The following is an 18,563-nucleotide window of genomic DNA, read 5'->3' as shown; positions in this document are numbered from 1 at the left end:
AGATCGGGCCGTCTTTGAGATCGGGCGAAGTATCGGGGCGGGGCGGATGCCGTTCAGCATCCGCCCCGCATTCACCGCCGTGCGGCTTACTCGGTGTAGGTGAAGGGCTCGGTCATCTTGTCGGCGTTGTCCTTCGTGATGAGGATGCAGTCGAACGACTGCTTCTCGGTCTCCGGTGCGGTGCCGGTGCGGATGTACTCGTCGGCGAGCTCGACGGCCTTCTTCGAGAACACCGCGACGGGCTGGAGGACGGTGTACGCCATCTCCCCCGCGATGACGGCGGAGACAGCATCCGGCGCGCCGTCGAAGCCGCCCACGACGACGCCCTCGAGCTTGCCGGCCTTCTTGAGGGCTGCGATGGCACCGAGAGCCATCTCATCGTTGCCCGCCATCACACCGGTAAGCGACGGGTTCGACTGCAGCAGCGACTGCATCTTGTCGTGCCCCTTGGTGCGGTCCCAATCGGCGACCTCTTCGCCGACCTCGACCAGGCCGGGGTACTGACTGATCACGGTCTGGAAGCCGTTGGAGCGGGTCTGAGCATTGTTGTCGGAAGGAGCGCCGAACAGCTCGACGTAGTCACCGGCTTCACCCATCTGAGACACCCACTCCTGGGCGCCGAGAGCGGCTCCCTGAGCGTTGTTCGAGACGAGCTGCGCCTTGGCGATTCCGACCTCGTTGATCTCGGCGTTCACGAGGAACACAGGGATCCCCGCAGCCTCGGCCTTCTTGACCGCAGCGACCGAACCGTCGGCGTTCGCAGGGTCGAGGATGATCGCGACGGACTTGTTCGAGATCGCCGTGTCGATGAGGGTGTTCTCGGTGTTCGTGTCGCCCTTGTGCGCGCCCACGCTGGACTTGTAGCCGAGTTCTTCCGCCGTTGCGGCGGCGACGTCGCCCTCTGTCTTCCAGTACGGGTTCGCGGGGTCGTTCACGATGATGGTGATGAGACCGCCGGCATCTCCGCCTTCGGCATCCGTCGGAGGAGCGTCCGTGCTGCCTCCGGCGCATCCGGCGAGCGAGATGATCAGCGCGCCTGTGGCGATGATCGAGGCGATTGCCTTCTTGCGCATCATTTGATGCGTCCTTTCTCTTGGTGGGTGTTGCAGGTCGTGTGAATGCGAATCAGTTCTTCGCGGCCGGCTCCGGGACCGGCGGGGTCGGCTCCGCGACCGGCGGGGTCGCCTTCGCGGGCGGCGTCGCCGCAGCGGGGCGACGACGGCGGCCGTACTGCAGGCTGTTCAGCAGCACTGCGACGACGATCACGGCGCCGATGAAGATCATCTGCCAGTACGCGGAGACGCCCACGATGACGAGGCCGTCGGACAGGAATCCGATCACGAAAGCGCCGAGCAGCGTGCCGCGCACATTGCCCCGGCCGCCCATCAGCGATGCGCCACCGATCACGACCGCAGCGATCGCCGTCAGCTCGTAGGTGTTGCCGGCCGTGGGGCTGGCGCTGGTGAGCGTCGAGGCGAGGATGAGACCCGCGACCGCCGCGCAGATGCCGGAGATGACGTAGACCCAGATCTTCACGCCGCGCACCGGCACACCCGAGAGCTCGGCCGCACGCTCGTTGCCTCCGGATGCGTACAGCCAGCGACCGAAGCGCGTGCGCCCGAGGACGAAGCCGAGCACGATCGCGATCAGGATCATGATGATGACGCCGATCGGGATGTTCAGCACCCGGTTGAAGCCGAGCCAGTTGAAGCCGGTGTTACCCAGCGCCTCGTCACCCGAGAGGTCGTTGATCGTGAGGCCGTTGGTCATGAGGAGCGCGAGACCGCGCACGACGTAGAGCATGCCCAAGGTCGCGACGAACGGCGCGACCTTGAACTTGGACACCAGGATGCCGTTGACGAGTCCCACTGCGGCGCCGACGGCACAGGAGATGACCACGACCACGGGGATGCTCGGGTAGAGGATCACGCCGAAGATGTTGATCGGCACGCCCTGCATGAGGAAGCCGGCGATCACCGCGGAGAAGCCCAGCGTCGAGCCGACCGAGAGATCGATGCCGCCGTTGAGCACGACCAGCAGCATCCCGAGTCCGAGGATGGCGTAGATCGCGACGTGCGACGCCATGATCAGGACGTTGTCGAAGGTGAGGTAGTTCGGTGACATCAGTGAGAACACCACGATGATCAGGATCAGGGCGAGGAAGGCCCTGCCTTCGATGAGCACTCGTGTGAGCGAGAACTTCTTCTTGTTCTCGAGGATGGCGGTCGTTGTCGTCGTCATTGTCGGTCCGTTCTCAAGTTCTCTACGCGGCCACGGCCTCGCCGGAGGCGGCCATGATCATTTCCTTCGTGGCGTCCGGACCGAACTCGGCGGAGATCTGGCCGCGTCGCAGGACGATGATGCGGTGGGCGATGCTGAGGCATTCGCCGACCTCAGATGTCGAATACACGACGGCGAGTCCCTCGCGGGCACGCTCGGCGAGAAGTCGGAAGACCTCGCCCTTTGCGCCGATGTCGATGCCTCGGCTCGGTTCGTCGAGGAGCATCACGCGCGGGTCGGTCGCGATGACCTTCCCGATCACGACCTTCTGCTGGTTGCCTCCCGAGAGTGAGCCGATCGGCAGTTCCGGTCCCGGTGTCTTCACCGTCACCGAACGGATGAGGTCCTGTGCGATCTTCTTCTCGGTGCGGCGCGAGAGCACCCCGTTCCGCAGGGAATCGCCCAGGCTCGCGAGGGTGAGGTTCGTGCCGACGTCGAAGGTCTGCACGAGACCGTCGCGCTGGCGATCCTCCGGCACGAGTCCGATCCCGAGAGCGATGCGCTCCGCGATCGTGTCGTCGCCGAGGGAAGTGCCGTCGAGCAGGATCTCGCCGCCGTCGATCCGATCGCGCCCGGCGACCGCCTCGAGCAGCTCGGTGCGCCCGGCGCCCATCAGCCCGTACAGGCAGACGATCTCGCCCGCCCTGACATCGAGGCTCAGGCCGTTCACGATCGATCGCTCCGAGTTCTCCGGATCGAGGACGCGCAGATCACGGATGCTGAGGATCGTGTCGCCGAAATCGTATCCGGTGGGCGGCGAACCGAGGTCGAAGTTGTCACCGACCATGTTCCGCACGATCCACTCGAGATCGATGTTCGCCCGCTCATCCTTCGCCGTCATGGTTCCGTCTCGCAGGACGACAGCGTGATCGGTGATCTCGAGCGCCTCCTCGAGGTGGTGCGAGATGTAGACGATCGCGACACCGCGGGCGGTGAGATCGTGGACGATCCCGAAGAGGATCTCCACTTCCGCTGCCGCCAGAGCCGACGTCGGCTCGTCCATGATGAGGATGCGCGAGTTCACCGAGAGCGCGCGAGCGATCTCGATGATCTGCTGCTGGCCGACGCGTAGGTCGTTGACATGCGTGTCGGGTTCGACGCCGGGAAGCAGGTCGGCGAGAAGCTCGCGCGTCTGCCGCGCCTCTTCTGCGAAGTCGATCCCGAACGGACCGGTGATCTCGCGTCCCATGAAGATGTTGTCGCGCACCGAGAGGTTCGGGGCGAGGCTCAACTCCTGGTGAATGATCGAGATGCCGCGCTCGCGCGCGTCGTTAGTGGAATGGAACACGACCGGCTCACCGTCGAGGACGATCTCACCGGAGGTCGGCTGTTCGACACCGGAGAGGATCTTCATCAGCGTCGACTTGCCGGCGCCGTTCTCTCCGAAGAGGGTCGTCACCGTCCCACGACGGATCTCGAAGTTCACGCCCTTCAACGCTCTGGTGCCGCCGTATGTCTTGACGACGTTGCGCGCCTCGAGGACGACGTCGTCGAAGTCGTCGCTCATTGCACGCTCAGTTCGACCGGGGTGACGAGCCAGGAGCTCGGATTGATCAGAGTGAATGCGCCGGTGACCTCGATCGTCTTGCCTGTGAGCGCGGCGGGATCGATGTCGGCGAGCACCTGAGTCTTCAGTTCCTCGTTCAGTGCCGCCGCGGCGTTCTGGAAGTCGATCTGGTTGACGAACTGCCCGAACTCGATCTCGCCCGTCGCGTCGCGCAGCTCGGTTCCGTTGATGGCCGGGCCGGTCTGCACTCGGATCAGCAGGTCCGCGGGCAAGCCCTCGACCGCCACCTCATAGATGCCGGACTGACCTTCACCGACGACACCGGTGAACGTCGTGCTGTACACGGGGCCGCCGGAGCTCTGCACCGCATACTCCTCAGCAGCCGCTGCCGGGTCGGCTGCGACGGCCGCGGCGAGGACGTCAGCCTCGACGGCACGATCGACGATCTCGGACTGCACCGTCGGGAACTCCTCAGCGCCGTATGTGGCGGGGTCGAATTTCTGCGTGCCCTGCGCGAGCGGGTCATCGGCCGGAACGACACGCGTCCCCAGCACCAGACCGAGGATCACGAGTACGACGACGCCGATCCACATGCCGCGCCTGGCGCCGGTCGACAGCGATCGCCGCGGCTTCTTCACCGGTGCGCTTGCGGTGGTCGACGCGCTCACGGGATCAGCACCCTGGACTCGGTGTCGTTCGGGCGGATCTGGAGCTTGCGGCCCGAACCACGACGGAACAGCTCCAACGCCTCTTCGTAGTCGTCGAGGATGAAGGAATGGCTGATCATGGCCTTCGCGTTGATCGCGCCGGCCTCGAACATCTCGACCGCGCGGCCGAAGGAGTTGAGCACGGCCATCGTCCCGACGATCGAGATCTCGTCGCGGTACACGCGGAATGGAGAGAACTTCGCGGTGCCGTCGGCGGGAGCGACGCCGAAGTCCTGGAAGAATCCGGCCGGCTTGACGCGGGTCAGGGCGTCTTCGATCGCGCGCAGGTTGCCCGTGCAGTCGATGACGACGTCCCACTTCTCGCGGTCGGCGTCGTCCGCCGATGTGTAGCGCAGCTCGATGCCGCACTCCTCCGCGACCGCGAGGCGGTCGACGTTCAGGTCGACGATGCTCACCGATGCTGCGCCGGCGCGGGTGGCCAGCTGAGCCATCAGCAGTCCCATGGTGCCGGCTCCGTAGACGAGCACGTGGTCTCCGATGCGGCGGGGCAGCACGTCCCAGCCGCGGATCGCGCAGGCCAGCGGCTCGATGAGGGCGGCCTGGTAGAGGTCGGTCTCCGGCTTGAGCTTGTACACGTTGCCGGCTGGGGCCGTGAAGAACTCCTGCGATGCGCCGTCGGAGGCGACGACGCCGAGACCGTTCCAGAATCGGCAGAGGTTCTGGTGCCCGTTGAGGCAGAATTCGCATTCGCCGCAGGTCGTGCTGGGGTTGATCGCGACGTGGTCGCCGACCTTGAAATCGAACACGCCGCTGTTGACGCCTTCGCCGAGCGCGACGATCGTGCCGGTCGCCTCATGACCGGGAACGAGCGGGAAGACGGTGCCCTCGAACTCGCCGTCGAAGACGTGCGTGTCGGTTCCGCAGATACCGACCGCCGCCGTCTCGATCAGGATCTCTTTGTAGCCGGGCGTGGGCTTCGGCCGCTCTTCGAGGGACAGCTGCCCCTCTGCCGTGAATACAACTGCTCGCATCTTTGCTCCCGATCTGCGTCTCCCGCGACGCTCTCGTGTTACGTTCCTGTGATCAGATAACATGACCACGTTACATTCACCATACTTCGCGGTAACATCGGGTGTCAAGAGAGCCACGCCAGGCCTGACGCGACAACGAAGAACCGCATCGAGGAGACCGCATCATGACTGCAACGACGCACATTCCCGAGCACATGTCCGCGAACGTGCTGATCCGGGCGGGACACGTCGAGATGCAGGAGCGTCGCGTGCCGACACCCGCACCGGACGAGGTTCTCGTCAAGGTCACCGCGGTGGGCGTCTGCGGCTCGGACGTGCACTTCTTCCACGAAGGGCGCCTCGGAGACTGGATCGTCGAGGAACCGCTCGTGCTCGGCCATGAGTCGGGCGGCGTGATCGTCGCGGTGGGCTCTGATGTCTCACCCGATCGCATCGGGGACCGGGTCTCGATCGAGCCGCAGCATCCGTCCACGAACTCGGCCGAGACGCTGCGGGGCGACTACAACCTCGACCCGCACATGCGCTTCTACGCCGTGCCGGGAACAGACGGCGCGTTCCAGGAATACGTCACGATCCAGAGCCATTTCGCATTCGCGATCCCCGACTCGGTGAGCGATTGGGCCGCCGCGCTTCTCGAGCCGTTGTCGGTGGCCGTGGCAACCGGCCGCAAGGCCGCATTCTCCGTGGGCGATCGCGTGCTGATCACCGGAGCGGGACCGGTCGGCCTCGCCGTCGCGCAGGTGGCCAGGGCATCCGGCGCCGCCGAAGTGCTCGTGTCGGACATCAGTGAGGCGCGTCGAGATGCCGCGCTGCGATTCGGCGCGACCACCGCCCTCGACCCGATCGCCGACGCCGATTCGCTCCGTGACGCCGGCGCCGACGCGTTCGTGGATGCCTCGGGCGCCGCAGCCGCTGTGCGCAGCGGGATCGAGGCGCTCCGCCCCGGCGGGCGGGCTGTTCTCGTCGGGATGGGCCTGCCGGAACTGGCACTGCCGATCACGCAGATCCAGAACAAGGAGCTCGTGCTGACAGGAGTCTTCCGCTACGCGAACACGTGGCCGGCGGCGATCGCTCTCGTGGCCTCAGGGCAGGTCGATCTGGATGGGATGGTCACCGGTACGTTCCAGCTCGACCGCGTCAAGGACGCCCTCGAATCCACGACCGACGCCGGCACGATCAAGTCGGTCGTGGAACCTCACCGGCGCGGCTAGATCAGCTGGACGCCGGGTATCCGGTCTCGCGCAGGAGCCCTGCCAGGTGGATCGCATTGGTCAGCGAGGTCGTGATCGATGCGCTCACCTTCTCCGGTGTCTGCTCCAGGTCCTTGTAGTCGGTGGTGTGCATCGCCTCGCCGTTCCAGTACACCGAGCCCTGTGCCGGAACCGTGAAGCCGACGTCGTTCAGGGCCTGGAAGAGTATGGCCGTGATGTGATGCGCACCGTCCTCGTTCCCCAGGACGCCGGCGACGGCGACCTTGTCGAACAGGATCGGCCGCCCCTCGGCATCCGTCTCGCTCAGTTCGGCGTCCAGGCGCTCCAGCACCCGCTGAGCGACACTCGAGTGCTGACCGAGCCACGTCGGCGTCACGAACACCAGGATGTCGGCATCCAGAACTTTCTCGCGCAATGCCGGCCACTCGTCGCCCTCCCCCATGTCCTTCTCGACGCCGGGAAGGATCATGTGGTCGACGGCCCGGACTCTCTCGCAGGTCACGCCGTTCTCGGTGAGGAACGTCGACATCTGGCTGCCGAGCACCTCTGAACTCGACTCCGCAGGCGACGGCTTGAGGGTGCAGTTGACGACGAGAGCTCTCATACGGCACCACCGTGCTCGGCCGGCCCCTTGGAGCCGACGCCCGGAGCGTCGCTCATGGGTGAACGGTTCGCGACCGAGGCCTCGTCTTCGGGATCGACCTGGACCGCATCCACCGACCCGGAGTCCGCTCCCGCTCCGCCCGCTGGCACGTCGGCGGCGAGCACATCCGGCTCGTCCGCGACGGCAGGCTCACTCAGCGACGACTCTTCCTCGCTGGCGAGACGGTCGGCTTCGGCGCTGTCGATGAGGTTCTCATCGGCGTCCGGATCGAGCACGGCGTCGCCGTCGACGTCCATCATCGCCTGCTCGTCGCGGTCGTCGTCGGGAAGCGGAACCGACGTGAAGTTGGGGTTCGACATGGTTGCATCCTTTCCTCTGGTGGGCCAACGCTAAGCCCGCCGGTGGTCGCACCCGAGCGGGTTGACCGTCGACTTCCCGGCGGGTATAGAGCTCACGCCGGTCCGGGGTCGAGACGCTTGCGCATGAAGAGCTGAGCCGTGCCGTCGTCCTGCTCGACGCGCTCAGTGACCCGGTAGCCGCAGCTCTCGTACAGGCGCACGTTGGCCTCGCTCAGGCTGCCCGTGAACAGCTCCGCCTCCGGTGCTCGCGAGTCGTGTTCGGCCGCCTCGAGCAGCGCCCTCCCGATTCCCGCGCCCTGCATGTCGGGCGCGATGGCGATCCGTCCGATGAGCAGCAGATCGTCGGTCTCCCTCACGCGGATCGCTCCGACCAATCGTGGTCCGATCCTCGCCACCCAGCCGTTCGCATCCGCCAACTCGGCGCGCAGCTCGTCGAGCGTCTGCGTGAGCGGTGGCATATCGGGCGTGCCGTAGATCAGTGCCTCGGAGACGAACGCGGCTCGCTGCACCGTGAGCACCTCACCGGCGTCCGCCGAAGAGATCCGCGACAGCACGACGTCCGGCTCATGCGTCATGTGCCGCCCCGTTTCGGCGCCGCGCCCACTGCGCGAGTGCGAACAGCCCCAGACCGACCAGCAGCAGTCCGGCGCCGAAGAGCCATACGACGGCGCGCTGCTGGGTCAGCAGCAGGATGCACGAGCCGATGCCGAGCACGGGAATGAACGTCCAGACGCGGAAGTGATCGTGCTCGACCCTGTCCCGCCGCAGCACGAGCACGGAGACGTTGGCGCTGAGGAAGACGAACAGCAGCAGCAGGACCACGGTCTCGGCGAGCGTCGCGAGATCGCCGATCAGGGTCAGTAGCATGGCCACCACGCTCGTCGCCAGGATCGCCACCCAGGGGGTCCTCCTGCCCGGCAGCACCCGTCCGAGGCCTTCGGGCAGCAGCCCCTGCTGCGCCATGCCGTACGTGAGCCTGCTGGCCATGATCATGGTGAGCAATGCACCGTTGGCGACGGCGATCAGCGCGATCAGGCTGAACAGCCAGGACGGCACACCCACTCCGGTCGCCTCGACGACGGCGAGAAGAGGTCCGCTGGACTGCTGCAGCTCCTCCGGGGGAAGCGCCACCGCGCTGGCCAGTCCCACGAGCACGTACACGGCGCCGGCGGTGAGAAGAGCCGCGAACAGCGCCTTCGGATACGACCTCGACGGCTCTTTTACCTCCTCGATCACGTTCGCCGAGGTCTCGAAGCCGACGAACGAGTAGTACGCGATGATCGCACCGCCCAGCACCGCCACCCCGACGCCGGTGCCCTCCGGAGCCTGCAACACGCGCGATGCGTCTCCGCCGCCGCCAGCGACGAAGAATCCGACGACCGCGATGACGATCACGAGTCCGCTCAGCTCGATCGCCGTCATCACGAGGTTCGCCCCCATCGACTCCCGGATGCCGCGCGCGTTGATCGCACCGACGATGACGAGGAACACCATCGCGGCGGGGATCGCGGGGACGGGGAGGAAGGTCTGGAGATAGTCGCCCGCGAACGCGATCGCGAGTCCGGCTGCGCTCACCACCCCGGCGGCGAGCATGCTGAAGCCGACGAGGAACGAGACGATGCGGCTGCGGAACGCGCGCTCGGCGAAGACCGCCGCGCCTCCGGCACGCGGATACTTCGTGACGAGTTCGGCGTACGAGCCCGCCGTCAGCAGCGCGAGCAGCAGGGCCAGCAGCAGCGGCGCCCACAGCATCCCGCCCACTTCGGCCGAGAGCACGCCCATGAGGGCGTAGATCCCTGCACCGAGCACGTCGCCCAGGATGAAGGCGAAGAGCATCGGCCCGGTGATGGCACGCCGCAGTCGTGAGGGCGCTTCGGTCGGTTTCGTCATCGCCCCAACCTAGAGTCGGTTCGAGATGGGATCACGGCCCTTGACACCGCCCCGTGCTCATGGGGTATGTCCCGGTTCCTCCTCGTCGGCGCGTATCCGACGGGCCCTGGCCTCGTCTGTTCTGTCCCTGTGCACCGTCTGCGCGATCCGACGAGCATCGCGCAGAGGAAGCTGCACCTGGGTCTCGGCGGGCACACCCGCGCGGAGCTCTCGGATGCGCTCCACCTCCGCATCGAACTCCACTCCGACGAGCAGTGCCATGTTCGCTATCCACATCCACAGGGCGAAGACGATGACTCCGGCGAATGATCCGTAGATGCGGTCGTAGTTCGAGAAGCCGGCGATGTAGATGCCGAAACCCGCGGATGCGACAGCCAGCACCACGATCGCGACCGCGGCGCCGAGGCTCATCCAACGGAAGCGCGGCGGCCGGATGTTCGGTGTGAAGTAGTAGAGGAACGCGACGACGAACACCACGAGCAGCACCAGCAGCGGCCATCTCGCGATGCGCCAGACGAGGAGAACGGCTTCGCCGATCCCGAACGCGTCTCCCAGCGCCTGCGCGACGGGCCCCGAGCCGACGATGAGCAGGACAGCGATCGCCGCGCACAGGATGGCGACCACGGCGATGGCGAGCTGGATCGGCTTGAGCGTCCAGATGGGCCGCCCCTCCTGCACGCCGTAGATCCGGTTCATGCCGCGCCCGAGCGCGGCGACATAGCGTCCCATCGACCAGATCGACAGCAGCACGCCGAACACGAGCAGCAGGCCCGACATCCGCAGATCGGCGAGCTCGCGGAGGAAGTCCCCGACTCCGTCTGCAGCTTCCTCAGGAGCGACCGCGCGCACGACGTCGAGCAGCAGCCGTGCGGTCTCGTCGTCGCGGCCGAGCACGCTGAGCAGCGAGAATCCGACCATCGTGGCCGGCAGAAGCGCGAGGAGGGCGTAGAACGCGAGACTCGCGGCGACGTCAGCGCATCCGTCCGCGGCGAACGCGCGGAGGATCCGCCGGAGCGCGAAGGTCCAGGAGCGTGTGGCCATCCCCACACTCTGGGCCGTCACCGCCGCGGCGCGATGCCCCTTGACAGCGCGCTGATGCGGCTGCGAGGTCAGTCCTGTGCCTCGAGCACCTCATCGACGAGGGTGATGCCACCTGTCGAGTTCGCCGTGTGCATGAGTTCTTCGATCCACCGGGGGTTCAGCGGCGCGGCCTCTGGTTCATCGAACACGAACCGCAACGGGATCGACGGGTGGACCCAGATCGTCGACCGTCCGGCCGCGTCGCCCTCAGGATGCTTCCACGACAGGGTGAAGGACTCCTGGCGACGCAGCTTGGTCGCGATGACGACCTTGAGATGCGCCAGAGCGCGGTCCTCGATGTGGATCGGATCCTCTGACCCGCCGTACTGAATCGAACCCATACGCTGACCGTAGCGCATGGCGGATGCTGTCTCGAACGCCTCCTCAGTTCTCGACGTCGCCCCTCCACGCACCGGTCTCCGCGCCTCGGCTCTCGATGAACTCCTTGAAGTTCTTGAGGTCCTTCTTGACCGCGTGAGATCCCGCGCCGAGGGCCGCGCCCACGCTCTCCACGAGCCCGCTCGGCTCCCAGTCGAGCTGCACGCTCACGCGGGTCGAGGTGTCGGTGAGTTTATGGAATGTCACCGCTCCCCCGTGCGCGGTATCGCCGCCCGTGCTCGTCCACGCCACACGCTCGTCGGGATGCTGCTCCGTGATCTCCGCGTCGAACTCGCGCTCCACACCCCCGACGTTGACCCTCCAACGGGTGAGAGTGTCGGTGACCTGCGTCAGCGACACCACCTCATCGAGGAACTCCGGGAAGCTCTCGAACTGGGTCCACTGGTAGTACGCCACGTTGACGGGAACATCCACGTCGATGGTCTCGATGATCTGCGCCATGAGATTCTCCTCACTTGTCGGTTGTCGTTCCATTCAGCACGTGACGCCGCGCTCGTGTCAGGGGGCTTGACGGGGGCTGCGTCATGCGCGATCGTGCGTGCTCCCCGCTGCCCGGGATCATTCACGCGCGCGAAGGAGCAGGAGGATGCGCCGCAGGTGCATGCAGATGAGGACGCCTGGACCGATGGTGCGGCCGGAGCTGACGGCGACCTGATCCACCTCGTCCAGCAGCATCCGCACCGCTCTCGCGGCGTTCTCGCGCGCCCTGTGCGCGTCCGCACTGTCGTCCTCATCCCGTTCGATGCAGTCGGCGACCCGCCTGCAGGCCTCGCTCAGAGGCTCGGCCAGCGTCGGATTCAGCCCCAGTCCGCCCGGTCGCTCCCAGATGGCGTCGGCGAGGGCGTCGGAGATGTCGCGTATGCGCACGGCGATCACCTCGAGCGCCTCGAGACGGTCGTGCACCTCGGACGTGTCGTGCCGCCCCCGCATCGCTCGGGGATTGCCCTTCCGGCTGGCGTCGGCCTCCTCCAGCGCCTGCCGTACGTCACGCGACGTGTCGGCGAGGGCCGCGGCATCGCGCACCCACCCGTCACGCTCCGGCGGCCACGACTCGGACACCGCTTCACCGATCTCGTGCAGGTGCCTCGCGAGCTGGGTGCGGAAGTCGTCGACGCGCGCGACCGCGACGCCGGTGAGCACTCGAGGAAGGATCAGCAGGTTGACCGCGAGCCCTACGGCCACGCCGACGGCCATCTGTGTGAGATATCCCAGCGAGTAATCGTCGGAGTTCTGACCGCCGATGATCAGCACGAACAGCGCCGCTATCGGCACGTACTCGCGCCCGACGCCGAACCAGCCCGTGCCGGAGAGCAGCACGCCCACGCCTGCGACGAGGGGTATCGTCCACCAGTTGGGCCCGACGGTGACGACCACGGCGAGCGCGAGCCCGATGCCGACGGCGAGACCCAGCAGGGTCTGCAGACCCGACCTGGCCGACTCCATCAACGTCGGGTACATGCTCAGCAGCGCACCGAGCGGGGCGTAGTACGGATACTCGTCCGTCACGCCTGGCATGTGCGGCGCGAGCGCCCACGCGATCCCCACCGCGAGGGCGGCCTTCGCCGCGAACAGCAGACGCGGGGCTCGGAACGCGTTGCTCAGGGCTGCGAACCGTTCACGGTTCGCCCCGGAAGGCATCGGCGCCCGCCTGTCGTCGTGCCGCCGATCGTCATTCGTCGGCGTCGGCGGGTTCCGGCCCGCTCTCGACGTCGTCGGGGTCGGTGCTGCCGGCGTCGGTGCTGTCGGCGTCGGTGCTGTCGGCGTCGAAGTCGGTGGTCTCCTTCGGCGGGATCCGCTCTTCGGGGATGAACGGTCGCTCCTCATCGGGAATCGCGCGGGGATCGGACATGGCGCCTCCTGTGCATCGTCGTGGGACCTCATTCTGGACGTCGTGCGCCGATGACGGCCCGGGGGTTGACATCGCCGTACGAGTCGCTCGCGGTGCGCGCCGGTAGTGTCGGACACGGCAGAACGTGAGGCGTCGAAGGAGAACCCGTGCATGCACTGATCGCGAGCGGGACAGGACGGTACGCCGACCCGTGGCATCCGTTCACGCGCACGAGTCCGCTCATCGCCGAGATCCTGTCCGATTCTGGTTTCGATGTGAGCATCGACGACGACGTCGATCGCGCCATGCGCTCGCTGGGGGCCAGCGATCTTCTCGTCGTGAACGCCGGCGACCCGTGGCGCGCGGAGCAGCCGGTCGCAGCGCCGCCGGAGGATTCACTGCTCGGTCTCGCGACGGCACTCCACCGCGGCATCGGCGTGCTGGCGCTGCATTGCGCTGTCGCATCGCTGCGGGATTATCCCGAATGGGCCGCGGCGATCGGCGCCGTCTGGCTGCCGGGCCTCTCACACCACCCGCCGTTCGGGCGCACGGACGTCACCGGCGGGCCCATGCCTGACGGCACGGAGGTTCCCGACTTCACGCTCGACGATGAACGCTACTGCCGCCTGCAGGGCATCGGCACCCGCCGGATCGTGGCGACCCACTCCGGCGACGGATCGGCGGAGCCTGCCGCGTGGGTGCGCGAGTTCGGGGTGTCACGCGTCGCCGTGGACGTGCTCGGTCACGACGAGCGGTCGTACGAATCCGCGGGCCATCGACTGCTCATCCGCCGGCTCAGCGAGTGGGCGGCCCGAGGACGTTCAGACCGTCCGCCAGTCGTGTGATGTGATGGCCGCTCCGGCTTGCGGCCCCATCTGAAGCATGCCGCCGTCGATGACCAGCGTCGTGCCGGAGATGTATGCGGCCTCCGGCGACGCCAGGAACGCGATGAGCGCCGCGACCTCGCGCGCATCGCCCGGGCGTCCCAGCGGGATGCCCGGTCGATCGATCTGCTTCGGATCGGCGCCGCTGTCACCGGACGCGGACGTCGCGATGGCTCCCGGTGCGACATTCACAGCAGTGATGCCGTGGGAGCCGAGCTCGAGCGCGAGGTTCTTCATGAGCCCGCTCAGACCGTGCTTGGCGGCGTCGTAGGCGCTGTAGCCGACCATGGGCTGGTGCGCGTGAACGCTCGTCACCGCGATCAGCCTCCCGCCGCGGCCCGCCGTGACCATCGCACGCGCGGCCCGCTGCAGGCACACGAAGGCACCAGTCAGATCGGTATCGAAGACGCGGTTCCATTCGTCGAGCGAGATGTCGAGGAACGGCGTGTGGGTGCCGATGCCTGCGTTGTTGACGAAGACGTCGAGACCGCCGAGTTCGCCGATCATCGCATCGATGGCGTCACCGCAGGCCGGGATTTCGGTCACGTCGAGCTGAGCGACGATCGCCCTCGCGCCGTGACCGCGCACCTCCGCCGCCGTCTGCTCCGCCCCTTCGCGGTCCGTGTGCCACGTGACGGCGACGTCGTGGCCCGCCGCGGCGAGCGCGACGGCCGTCGCGCGGCCGATGCCGGAATCCGATCCCGTCACGATCGCCCGGGGCGGTTCGTGATCAGCTCGCATCGCTGGCCTCGGCGTCGTCCGCCCAGCGCAGCACCGCCACGGGGTCCCGCACGGCTCGGCTCTCGCGCGGCGCATCCTCTGCCGTCGGCTCATCGTCCTCCACCAGCACCCGTGCGTCCGTGAGGATCGCTGCACGCGCCAGCGCCTCGGCCGCGTGCACCCGCGCGACGACGTCGGCGCCGAGGCTCTCCGATTCGTCGCCGGCGACCCACGGCGGTGCGTCGAGCGCGAGCAGCGTGCGTTCGTCGTCGAGCATGCGCCCGTCCAGCAGGAGCGTCTCGACGCGCGCCTGCTGCAGCGCCGCGATGACCTCCTCCAGTCCGGTCGCTCCGCCGCTGCCGCTGTCGGCAGCGGCCCGGTCGCGCACCTCGTCGACAGTGGAGCGCTCCCTCTCTTCGAGCGATCGAGCGATCGCCGAGTCGAGTTCGGCGGAATCGGCGCCGTCCGCACGCGTGTGCGCGTCGACGTCCACGATGAGTGCGCGTTCGGTGTCGGTCAGTGCGTCCGTGAGCAGCTGTCGAGCCCGCACATCACCGGAGAGTGCGACGAACTGCGGATGGTGCCTCCTGATGAGTTCGCTGACCTCAGCGGCGACCTCCTCTTGGTTGCTCTTCCACGTGTTCTCGGCATATCGCTGGTACGCGGCGTGCGACCATCCTCCCGCCTGCACCTTCGTGATGTCGTCGGTCTGGCCCTCGATCTCCGCATCCGCATCGCTGTGCCCGCGGCCGGCGGTCTCCAGATGGATGTCAGCGCCGTCACGGCTCGTCTCGACGACGAGATAGCGGATGGCCGCGCCGAGATGGCGCAGCAGCGGGAGCAGTGTCGGCACCGGCGCGTGGTCGAGACGCTCGGGGCCGACCCGTGCACCGACGAATCCCTGGTCGAGTTCGACGCGGCCGCCGGACGCCAGGACGACGCGGGTGGACGGGCTCGGCAGTCCGTTGCGCGTCGCGAGGGCCGCTTCTATCGCTGCCGCGTCCTCCTCGGGTGCTCCCGCCTGTTCCAGTCGTTCGCGCACGGAACGGCGAAGCGCCTCCTCCTCGACCTGGGGGAGCACACCGGGACCATCGACGTATGCGCTGGCCCAAGGGCCGGGTCGGCTGAGCAGGTCGGCGAGTCCGCGGTCACTCATCGTCGCTCCCCTCGTCTGCGGTGCGGTGAGGGTCCGCGGCCTGCGCGTCGGCGGCATCCGCATCCGCCTCGGTGGCGTGCTCACCGCTCTCGTCGTTGCGGAAGGCGCGCTCGGTCGACCCGTCGTCGGTGTCGTCGGGCAATGGCTCGGTCTCGCGGAAGGGTTCCGCGTGCGGGCTGCCGTGCCCCTGCACCATCCCGCGCGTCTCCTGCTCCATCTGCTCGTCGAGCTGCGGACCGTGCTTGGTGTTGCCTCGCTGAGTATCGGACATTGTCGTCTCCTCCTCGCTCGTCTCTCGTCCGTGCAGTCTCACCCGCGCCTTCGGATTCGCCATCGGGGTTGACATCGGCGGATCATACGGTGACGGTCGACGCAGCACGAGGCCGTTCGCTTCTCACGGGCGCGGGTACATGATCTCCTCATGACGGAGCTGGTTCGGTTGCGGGCGTTGGCGGATCTCGCACACCTGGTGAGAGAGCGGTCGGGCTTGCATGTCCGCTATTCGAAGGGCCCCGACCACGATGCCGACCAGCGCAGCCTCGACACCGAGAGCGGCCTCGAGCTCCCAGGGCTCTCGGTGAATCCGCTCGACCCAGAGGACTGGTGGACCAGGCCGCTGGAGGACTGGCTCGCGCGTCAACTGTGCCAGTACCGCCACCTCGCGGAGAAGAATCCCGAGCGCATCGCCTGGGTGCTGCGCGGTGCACCGGCCGGACGCGGACCGGACTGCGAGCCGCTGCTGCGCGACGTCGAACCGGTCGCCGTGCTCGGCGCGAGTCTTCTCGAAGAGGCGGAGAGCCGATACAGGGCCAATTTCGACGCCGGGCGCGGCCCCGAGGATTGAGTCTCGGTCGTCGTCGCCGAGATGCCTCTGACACGGCTGCCAGGGGGGTCTACCGTTCAGTCATGGGCATTCTCTACTACGACAGCTCCGGAAGCCCGATCCACATCGAGGATCGAGCCCTCGCGCATCTGAAGGTCGTCATCGCCACCCGGCTGCGTCGGCACGAGAGCTTCACGCTGTCGTGGGAGCATCCGGACGGCGAGCCCGGAGGACGTTCGACCATCTGGCTGCATCCCTCGATACCGCTGCGCTTCGTGTTCGATGACCCTGAACCGCCAGCGCTGAACGGCCGCTGGATCGAGGACCTCATGAACTCCGTGAGCTCGACGGGTGGGATCTTCCTCGTCGAGGAACTGATAGAACCCGCCGACTGAGGCCGTCGGAGAACCCCGTCAACCAGACGGGTTGTCCAGAGGCATACCGTCCTCGTCGGTCGTATCCGGCAACCCGTCCGAGCGCTCAGGCCGTTCCCCGACGATGGCCACGGTGTCATCCGGGGCGCCACCGTCCGTGATCACGCCGCTCGGATCCGACTCCTCGACGGTGTGCCGAGAACCGTGCTCCCTCGCGAACTCCGCGCCCGCGACGACAGCCTCCTCCCGACTGCTGAAGCTGCGGGACCACTCGTTGGCCCCTTCCACCTCGTTCACCCACTGGCCCTGCTTGTCTCTGGTGACGACATCCAGATGAGACAAATCCGCACCTCCCGTTACGACGGCTGTATTCGAATTCCGGTCGACCACGACGTTAGGGCGGTGCGCGCCGCTCATCGATCCCCTTGACATCGGAACCGGGAAGACTCCGACAACTTCTCGTGCTTGTCAACCCGTTTGGCGTCGGCCCGGCCATCTGCGAATCTCGCGTGACGGAACGGAGCGTGACTGAACGGAGGAAGACATGAAGGCTCTCACCTGGCAGGGAAAGCGCAAAGTGACGGTCGAGCGCGTGGAGGACCCCGCGATCGAACAGCCGACGGATGCCGTGATCAAGGTGACGTCATCCGCCATCTGCGGCTCGGACCTGCATCTGTACGAGCTGCTGGGTCCGTTCATCGACCGCGGGGACGTCCTCGGTCATGAGCCGATGGGCACCGTCGTGGAGGTCGGGTCCGAGGTGGCGGAGCTGGCTGTCGGCGACCGCGTCGTGATCCCGTTCAACATCGCATGCGGTCACTGCTTCATGTGTCGGAGCGGGCTCCAGTCGCAGTGCGAGACCACGCAGGTGCGCGAGTACGGCAGCGGCGCCGCGTTGTTCGGGTACACCAAGTTGTACGGCCAGATCCCTGGCGGGCAGGCGGAGTACCTTCGCGTCCCGTTCGCCGACTACAACCACATCCGCGTCGGTGCGGACCTTCCCGACGACCGGTATCTGTACCTCAGCGACATCCTGCCCACCGCGTGGCAGGGCGTCGAGTACGCGCATCTGCCGGAGGGAGGCACGCTGGCGGTGATGGGGCTCGGCCCCGTGGGGCAGTTCGTCTCCCGCATCGGCATCCACCGCGGCCACCGCGTGCTGGCGATCGATCCTGTCGCCGAGCGTCGTGAGATGGCCGAGCGGCACGGCGTGCTGACGTACGACCTCACCGACACGGTGGTGGACGAGCTCCGCGATCTGACCGATGGCCGGGGACCAGACGCGGTCGTCGATGCCGTCGGGCTGGAGGCCCATGGCTCGGCAGGGATCGGCCTCGTGCAGCAGGCCGTGGGGCTGCTGCCGGATGCCGTCGCCAGGCCGATGCTCGACAAGGCGGGTCTCGACCGGCTCGCGGCGCTCTACGCATCGATCGACCTCGTGCGCAGGGGCGGCACGGTCTCGCTCAGCGGCGTCTACGCCGGCGATGCCGATGTGCTGCCGATGAAGACGATGTTCGACAAGCAGCTGAGCCTGCGCATGGGCCAGTGCAACGTCAAGAACTGGGTGGACGACATCCTTCCGCTCGTCGAGGATCCCGCCGACCCGCTCGGCGTCCTCGATCTTGCGACCCATCACGCTCCGCTCGACGACGCCCCGGAGCTCTACGGGATCTTTCAGCGCAAAGAGGACGGCTGCATCAAAGTCGTGCTGAATCCGTGACGGCCTGAAAGCGATGATGGAGGCGAGAA

23 protein-coding genes are annotated in these 18,563 nt (G+C 67.2%); 5 read left to right on the top strand and 18 right to left on the bottom strand.

Translation table 11 applies throughout. The annotated features are described in order from the left end of the window. Nucleotides 1-86: 86 nt before the first annotated feature. Genes J1M43_RS13770 through J1M43_RS13750 form a run of 5 tightly spaced genes read right to left on the bottom strand, consistent with a single transcriptional unit; the run spans nt 87 to nt 5,486 of the window. Nucleotides 87-1,076, bottom strand: a complete 990-nt coding sequence (locus J1M43_RS13770; protein ID WP_234001463.1) for a D-ribose ABC transporter substrate-binding protein — start codon at nt 1,074-1,076, stop codon at nt 87-89. Nucleotides 1,077-1,125: 49 nt separating this feature from the next. Continuing rightward, nucleotides 1,126-2,241, bottom strand: coding sequence for an ABC transporter permease (locus J1M43_RS13765; protein ID WP_033105198.1), 1,116 nt, complete (start codon nt 2,239-2,241; stop codon nt 1,126-1,128). 22 nt (nt 2,242-2,263) lie between these two features. Continuing rightward, nucleotides 2,264-3,787, bottom strand: coding sequence for a sugar ABC transporter ATP-binding protein (locus J1M43_RS13760; RefSeq protein WP_033105199.1), 1,524 nt, complete (start codon nt 3,785-3,787; stop codon nt 2,264-2,266). Then, entirely contained in the window at nt 3,784-4,455 is a 672-nt protein-coding gene (locus tag J1M43_RS13755) for a DUF2291 family protein (RefSeq protein WP_307823470.1), read from the bottom strand. The genes J1M43_RS13760 and J1M43_RS13755 overlap by 4 nt, the downstream gene beginning before the upstream one ends. Continuing rightward, nucleotides 4,452-5,486, bottom strand: coding sequence for a zinc-dependent alcohol dehydrogenase family protein (locus tag J1M43_RS13750; protein WP_206477040.1), 1,035 nt, complete (start codon nt 5,484-5,486; stop codon nt 4,452-4,454). Before J1M43_RS13750 ends, J1M43_RS13755 begins: the two co-directional genes overlap by 4 nt. A 164-nt stretch (nt 5,487-5,650) precedes the next feature. Between J1M43_RS13750 and J1M43_RS13745 the strand changes: the two genes are divergently transcribed. Then, a complete protein-coding gene (locus J1M43_RS13745; protein ID WP_241245239.1) occupies nt 5,651-6,697 on the top strand; it encodes an NAD(P)-dependent alcohol dehydrogenase in 1,047 nt (348 codons plus the stop codon). Nucleotide 6,698: 1 nt separating this feature from the next. Here J1M43_RS13745 and J1M43_RS13740 read toward each other — a convergent pair whose 3' ends face one another. The 9 genes from J1M43_RS13740 to J1M43_RS13700 form a co-directional block, all read right to left on the bottom strand. Then, nucleotides 6,699-7,301 (bottom strand): flavodoxin family protein, encoded by a 603-nt coding sequence (locus J1M43_RS13740; RefSeq protein ID WP_206477039.1) that lies wholly within the window; start codon nt 7,299-7,301, stop codon nt 6,699-6,701. Next, the gene (locus tag J1M43_RS13735; protein WP_206477038.1) at nt 7,298-7,660 is read right to left on the bottom strand and encodes a hypothetical protein; all 363 of its coding nucleotides are present in this window, start codon (nt 7,658-7,660) and stop codon (nt 7,298-7,300) included. The genes J1M43_RS13740 and J1M43_RS13735 overlap by 4 nt, the downstream gene beginning before the upstream one ends. Before the next feature lie 92 nt (nt 7,661-7,752). Continuing rightward, a complete protein-coding gene (locus J1M43_RS13730; protein ID WP_206477037.1) occupies nt 7,753-8,235 on the bottom strand; it encodes a GNAT family N-acetyltransferase in 483 nt (160 codons plus the stop codon). Then, the gene (locus tag J1M43_RS13725; RefSeq protein ID WP_206477036.1) at nt 8,225-9,550 is read right to left on the bottom strand and encodes an APC family permease; all 1,326 of its coding nucleotides are present in this window, start codon (nt 9,548-9,550) and stop codon (nt 8,225-8,227) included. Before J1M43_RS13725 ends, J1M43_RS13730 begins: the two co-directional genes overlap by 11 nt. A gap of 57 nt (nt 9,551-9,607) precedes the next feature. After that, complete coding sequence (locus tag J1M43_RS13720; RefSeq protein ID WP_206477035.1) at nt 9,608-10,591, bottom strand: YihY/virulence factor BrkB family protein; 984 nt, start codon at nt 10,589-10,591, stop codon at nt 9,608-9,610. Between the two features lie 68 nt (nt 10,592-10,659). Next, nucleotides 10,660-10,971 carry a hypothetical protein gene (locus J1M43_RS13715; protein ID WP_206477034.1) on the bottom strand — a complete coding sequence of 104 codons (312 nt, stop codon included), beginning with the start codon at nt 10,969-10,971 and terminating at the stop codon, nt 10,660-10,662. 43 nt (nt 10,972-11,014) lie between these two features. After that, the gene (locus J1M43_RS13710) at nt 11,015-11,470 is read right to left on the bottom strand and encodes an SRPBCC family protein (RefSeq protein WP_206477033.1); all 456 of its coding nucleotides are present in this window, start codon (nt 11,468-11,470) and stop codon (nt 11,015-11,017) included. A 117-nt stretch (nt 11,471-11,587) separates the two neighbouring features. Next, complete coding sequence (locus J1M43_RS13705) at nt 11,588-12,667, bottom strand: aromatic acid exporter family protein (RefSeq protein WP_206477032.1); 1,080 nt, start codon at nt 12,665-12,667, stop codon at nt 11,588-11,590. A gap of 31 nt (nt 12,668-12,698) precedes the next feature. Next, the gene (locus J1M43_RS13700; protein ID WP_206477031.1) at nt 12,699-12,878 is read right to left on the bottom strand and encodes a hypothetical protein; all 180 of its coding nucleotides are present in this window, start codon (nt 12,876-12,878) and stop codon (nt 12,699-12,701) included. Between the two features lie 146 nt (nt 12,879-13,024). Here J1M43_RS13700 and J1M43_RS13695 point away from each other — a divergent pair, with 146 nt between their 5' ends. After that, nucleotides 13,025-13,702, top strand: coding sequence for a ThuA domain-containing protein (locus J1M43_RS13695; RefSeq protein WP_206477030.1), 678 nt, complete (start codon nt 13,025-13,027; stop codon nt 13,700-13,702). On the opposite strand, the gene J1M43_RS13690 is transcribed toward J1M43_RS13695, so the two are convergent. Genes J1M43_RS13690 through J1M43_RS13680 form a run of 3 tightly spaced genes read right to left on the bottom strand, consistent with a single transcriptional unit; the run spans nt 13,679 to nt 15,888 of the window. Beyond that, nucleotides 13,679-14,482, bottom strand: coding sequence for an SDR family oxidoreductase (locus J1M43_RS13690; RefSeq protein WP_206477029.1), 804 nt, complete (start codon nt 14,480-14,482; stop codon nt 13,679-13,681). The two genes, J1M43_RS13695 and J1M43_RS13690, sit on opposite strands and share 24 nt — an antisense overlap. Continuing rightward, complete coding sequence (locus J1M43_RS13685; protein ID WP_206477028.1) at nt 14,472-15,617, bottom strand: Vms1/Ankzf1 family peptidyl-tRNA hydrolase; 1,146 nt, start codon at nt 15,615-15,617, stop codon at nt 14,472-14,474. The genes J1M43_RS13690 and J1M43_RS13685 overlap by 11 nt, the downstream gene beginning before the upstream one ends. Further along, on the bottom strand, nt 15,610-15,888 hold the full coding sequence (locus tag J1M43_RS13680) for a hypothetical protein (protein WP_206477027.1): 279 nt from the start codon (nt 15,886-15,888) through the stop codon (nt 15,610-15,612). Before J1M43_RS13680 ends, J1M43_RS13685 begins: the two co-directional genes overlap by 8 nt. Nucleotides 15,889-16,038: 150 nt before the next feature. Here J1M43_RS13680 and J1M43_RS13675 point away from each other — a divergent pair, with 150 nt between their 5' ends. Both J1M43_RS13675 and J1M43_RS13670 read left to right on the top strand, forming a co-directional pair. Next, nucleotides 16,039-16,461: a DUF6098 family protein gene (locus J1M43_RS13675; RefSeq protein ID WP_206477026.1), complete on the top strand. Its 423-nt coding sequence runs from the start codon at nt 16,039-16,041 to the stop codon at nt 16,459-16,461. Nucleotides 16,462-16,523: 62 nt separating this feature from the next. Then, nucleotides 16,524-16,835, top strand: coding sequence for a hypothetical protein (locus J1M43_RS13670; protein WP_206477025.1), 312 nt, complete (start codon nt 16,524-16,526; stop codon nt 16,833-16,835). 18 nt (nt 16,836-16,853) lie between these two features. On the opposite strand, the gene J1M43_RS13665 is transcribed toward J1M43_RS13670, so the two are convergent. Further along, a complete protein-coding gene (locus tag J1M43_RS13665) occupies nt 16,854-17,156 on the bottom strand; it encodes a DUF2188 domain-containing protein (RefSeq protein ID WP_206477024.1) in 303 nt (100 codons plus the stop codon). Nucleotides 17,157-17,358: 202 nt separating this feature from the next. On the opposite strand from J1M43_RS13665, the gene J1M43_RS13660 reads away from it, so the two are divergent. Then, nucleotides 17,359-18,534: an alcohol dehydrogenase catalytic domain-containing protein gene (locus J1M43_RS13660; protein WP_206477023.1), complete on the top strand. Its 1,176-nt coding sequence runs from the start codon at nt 17,359-17,361 to the stop codon at nt 18,532-18,534. Nucleotides 18,535-18,563 lie beyond the last annotated feature (29 nt).

Source organism: Microbacterium sp. KRD172 (assembly GCF_017168295.1).
Lineage (GTDB): Bacteria > Actinomycetota > Actinomycetes > Actinomycetales > Microbacteriaceae > Microbacterium > Microbacterium profundi.
Note: the sequence above shows the minus strand (reverse complement) of the source record. Positions and strands in the feature narration are given on the sequence as shown.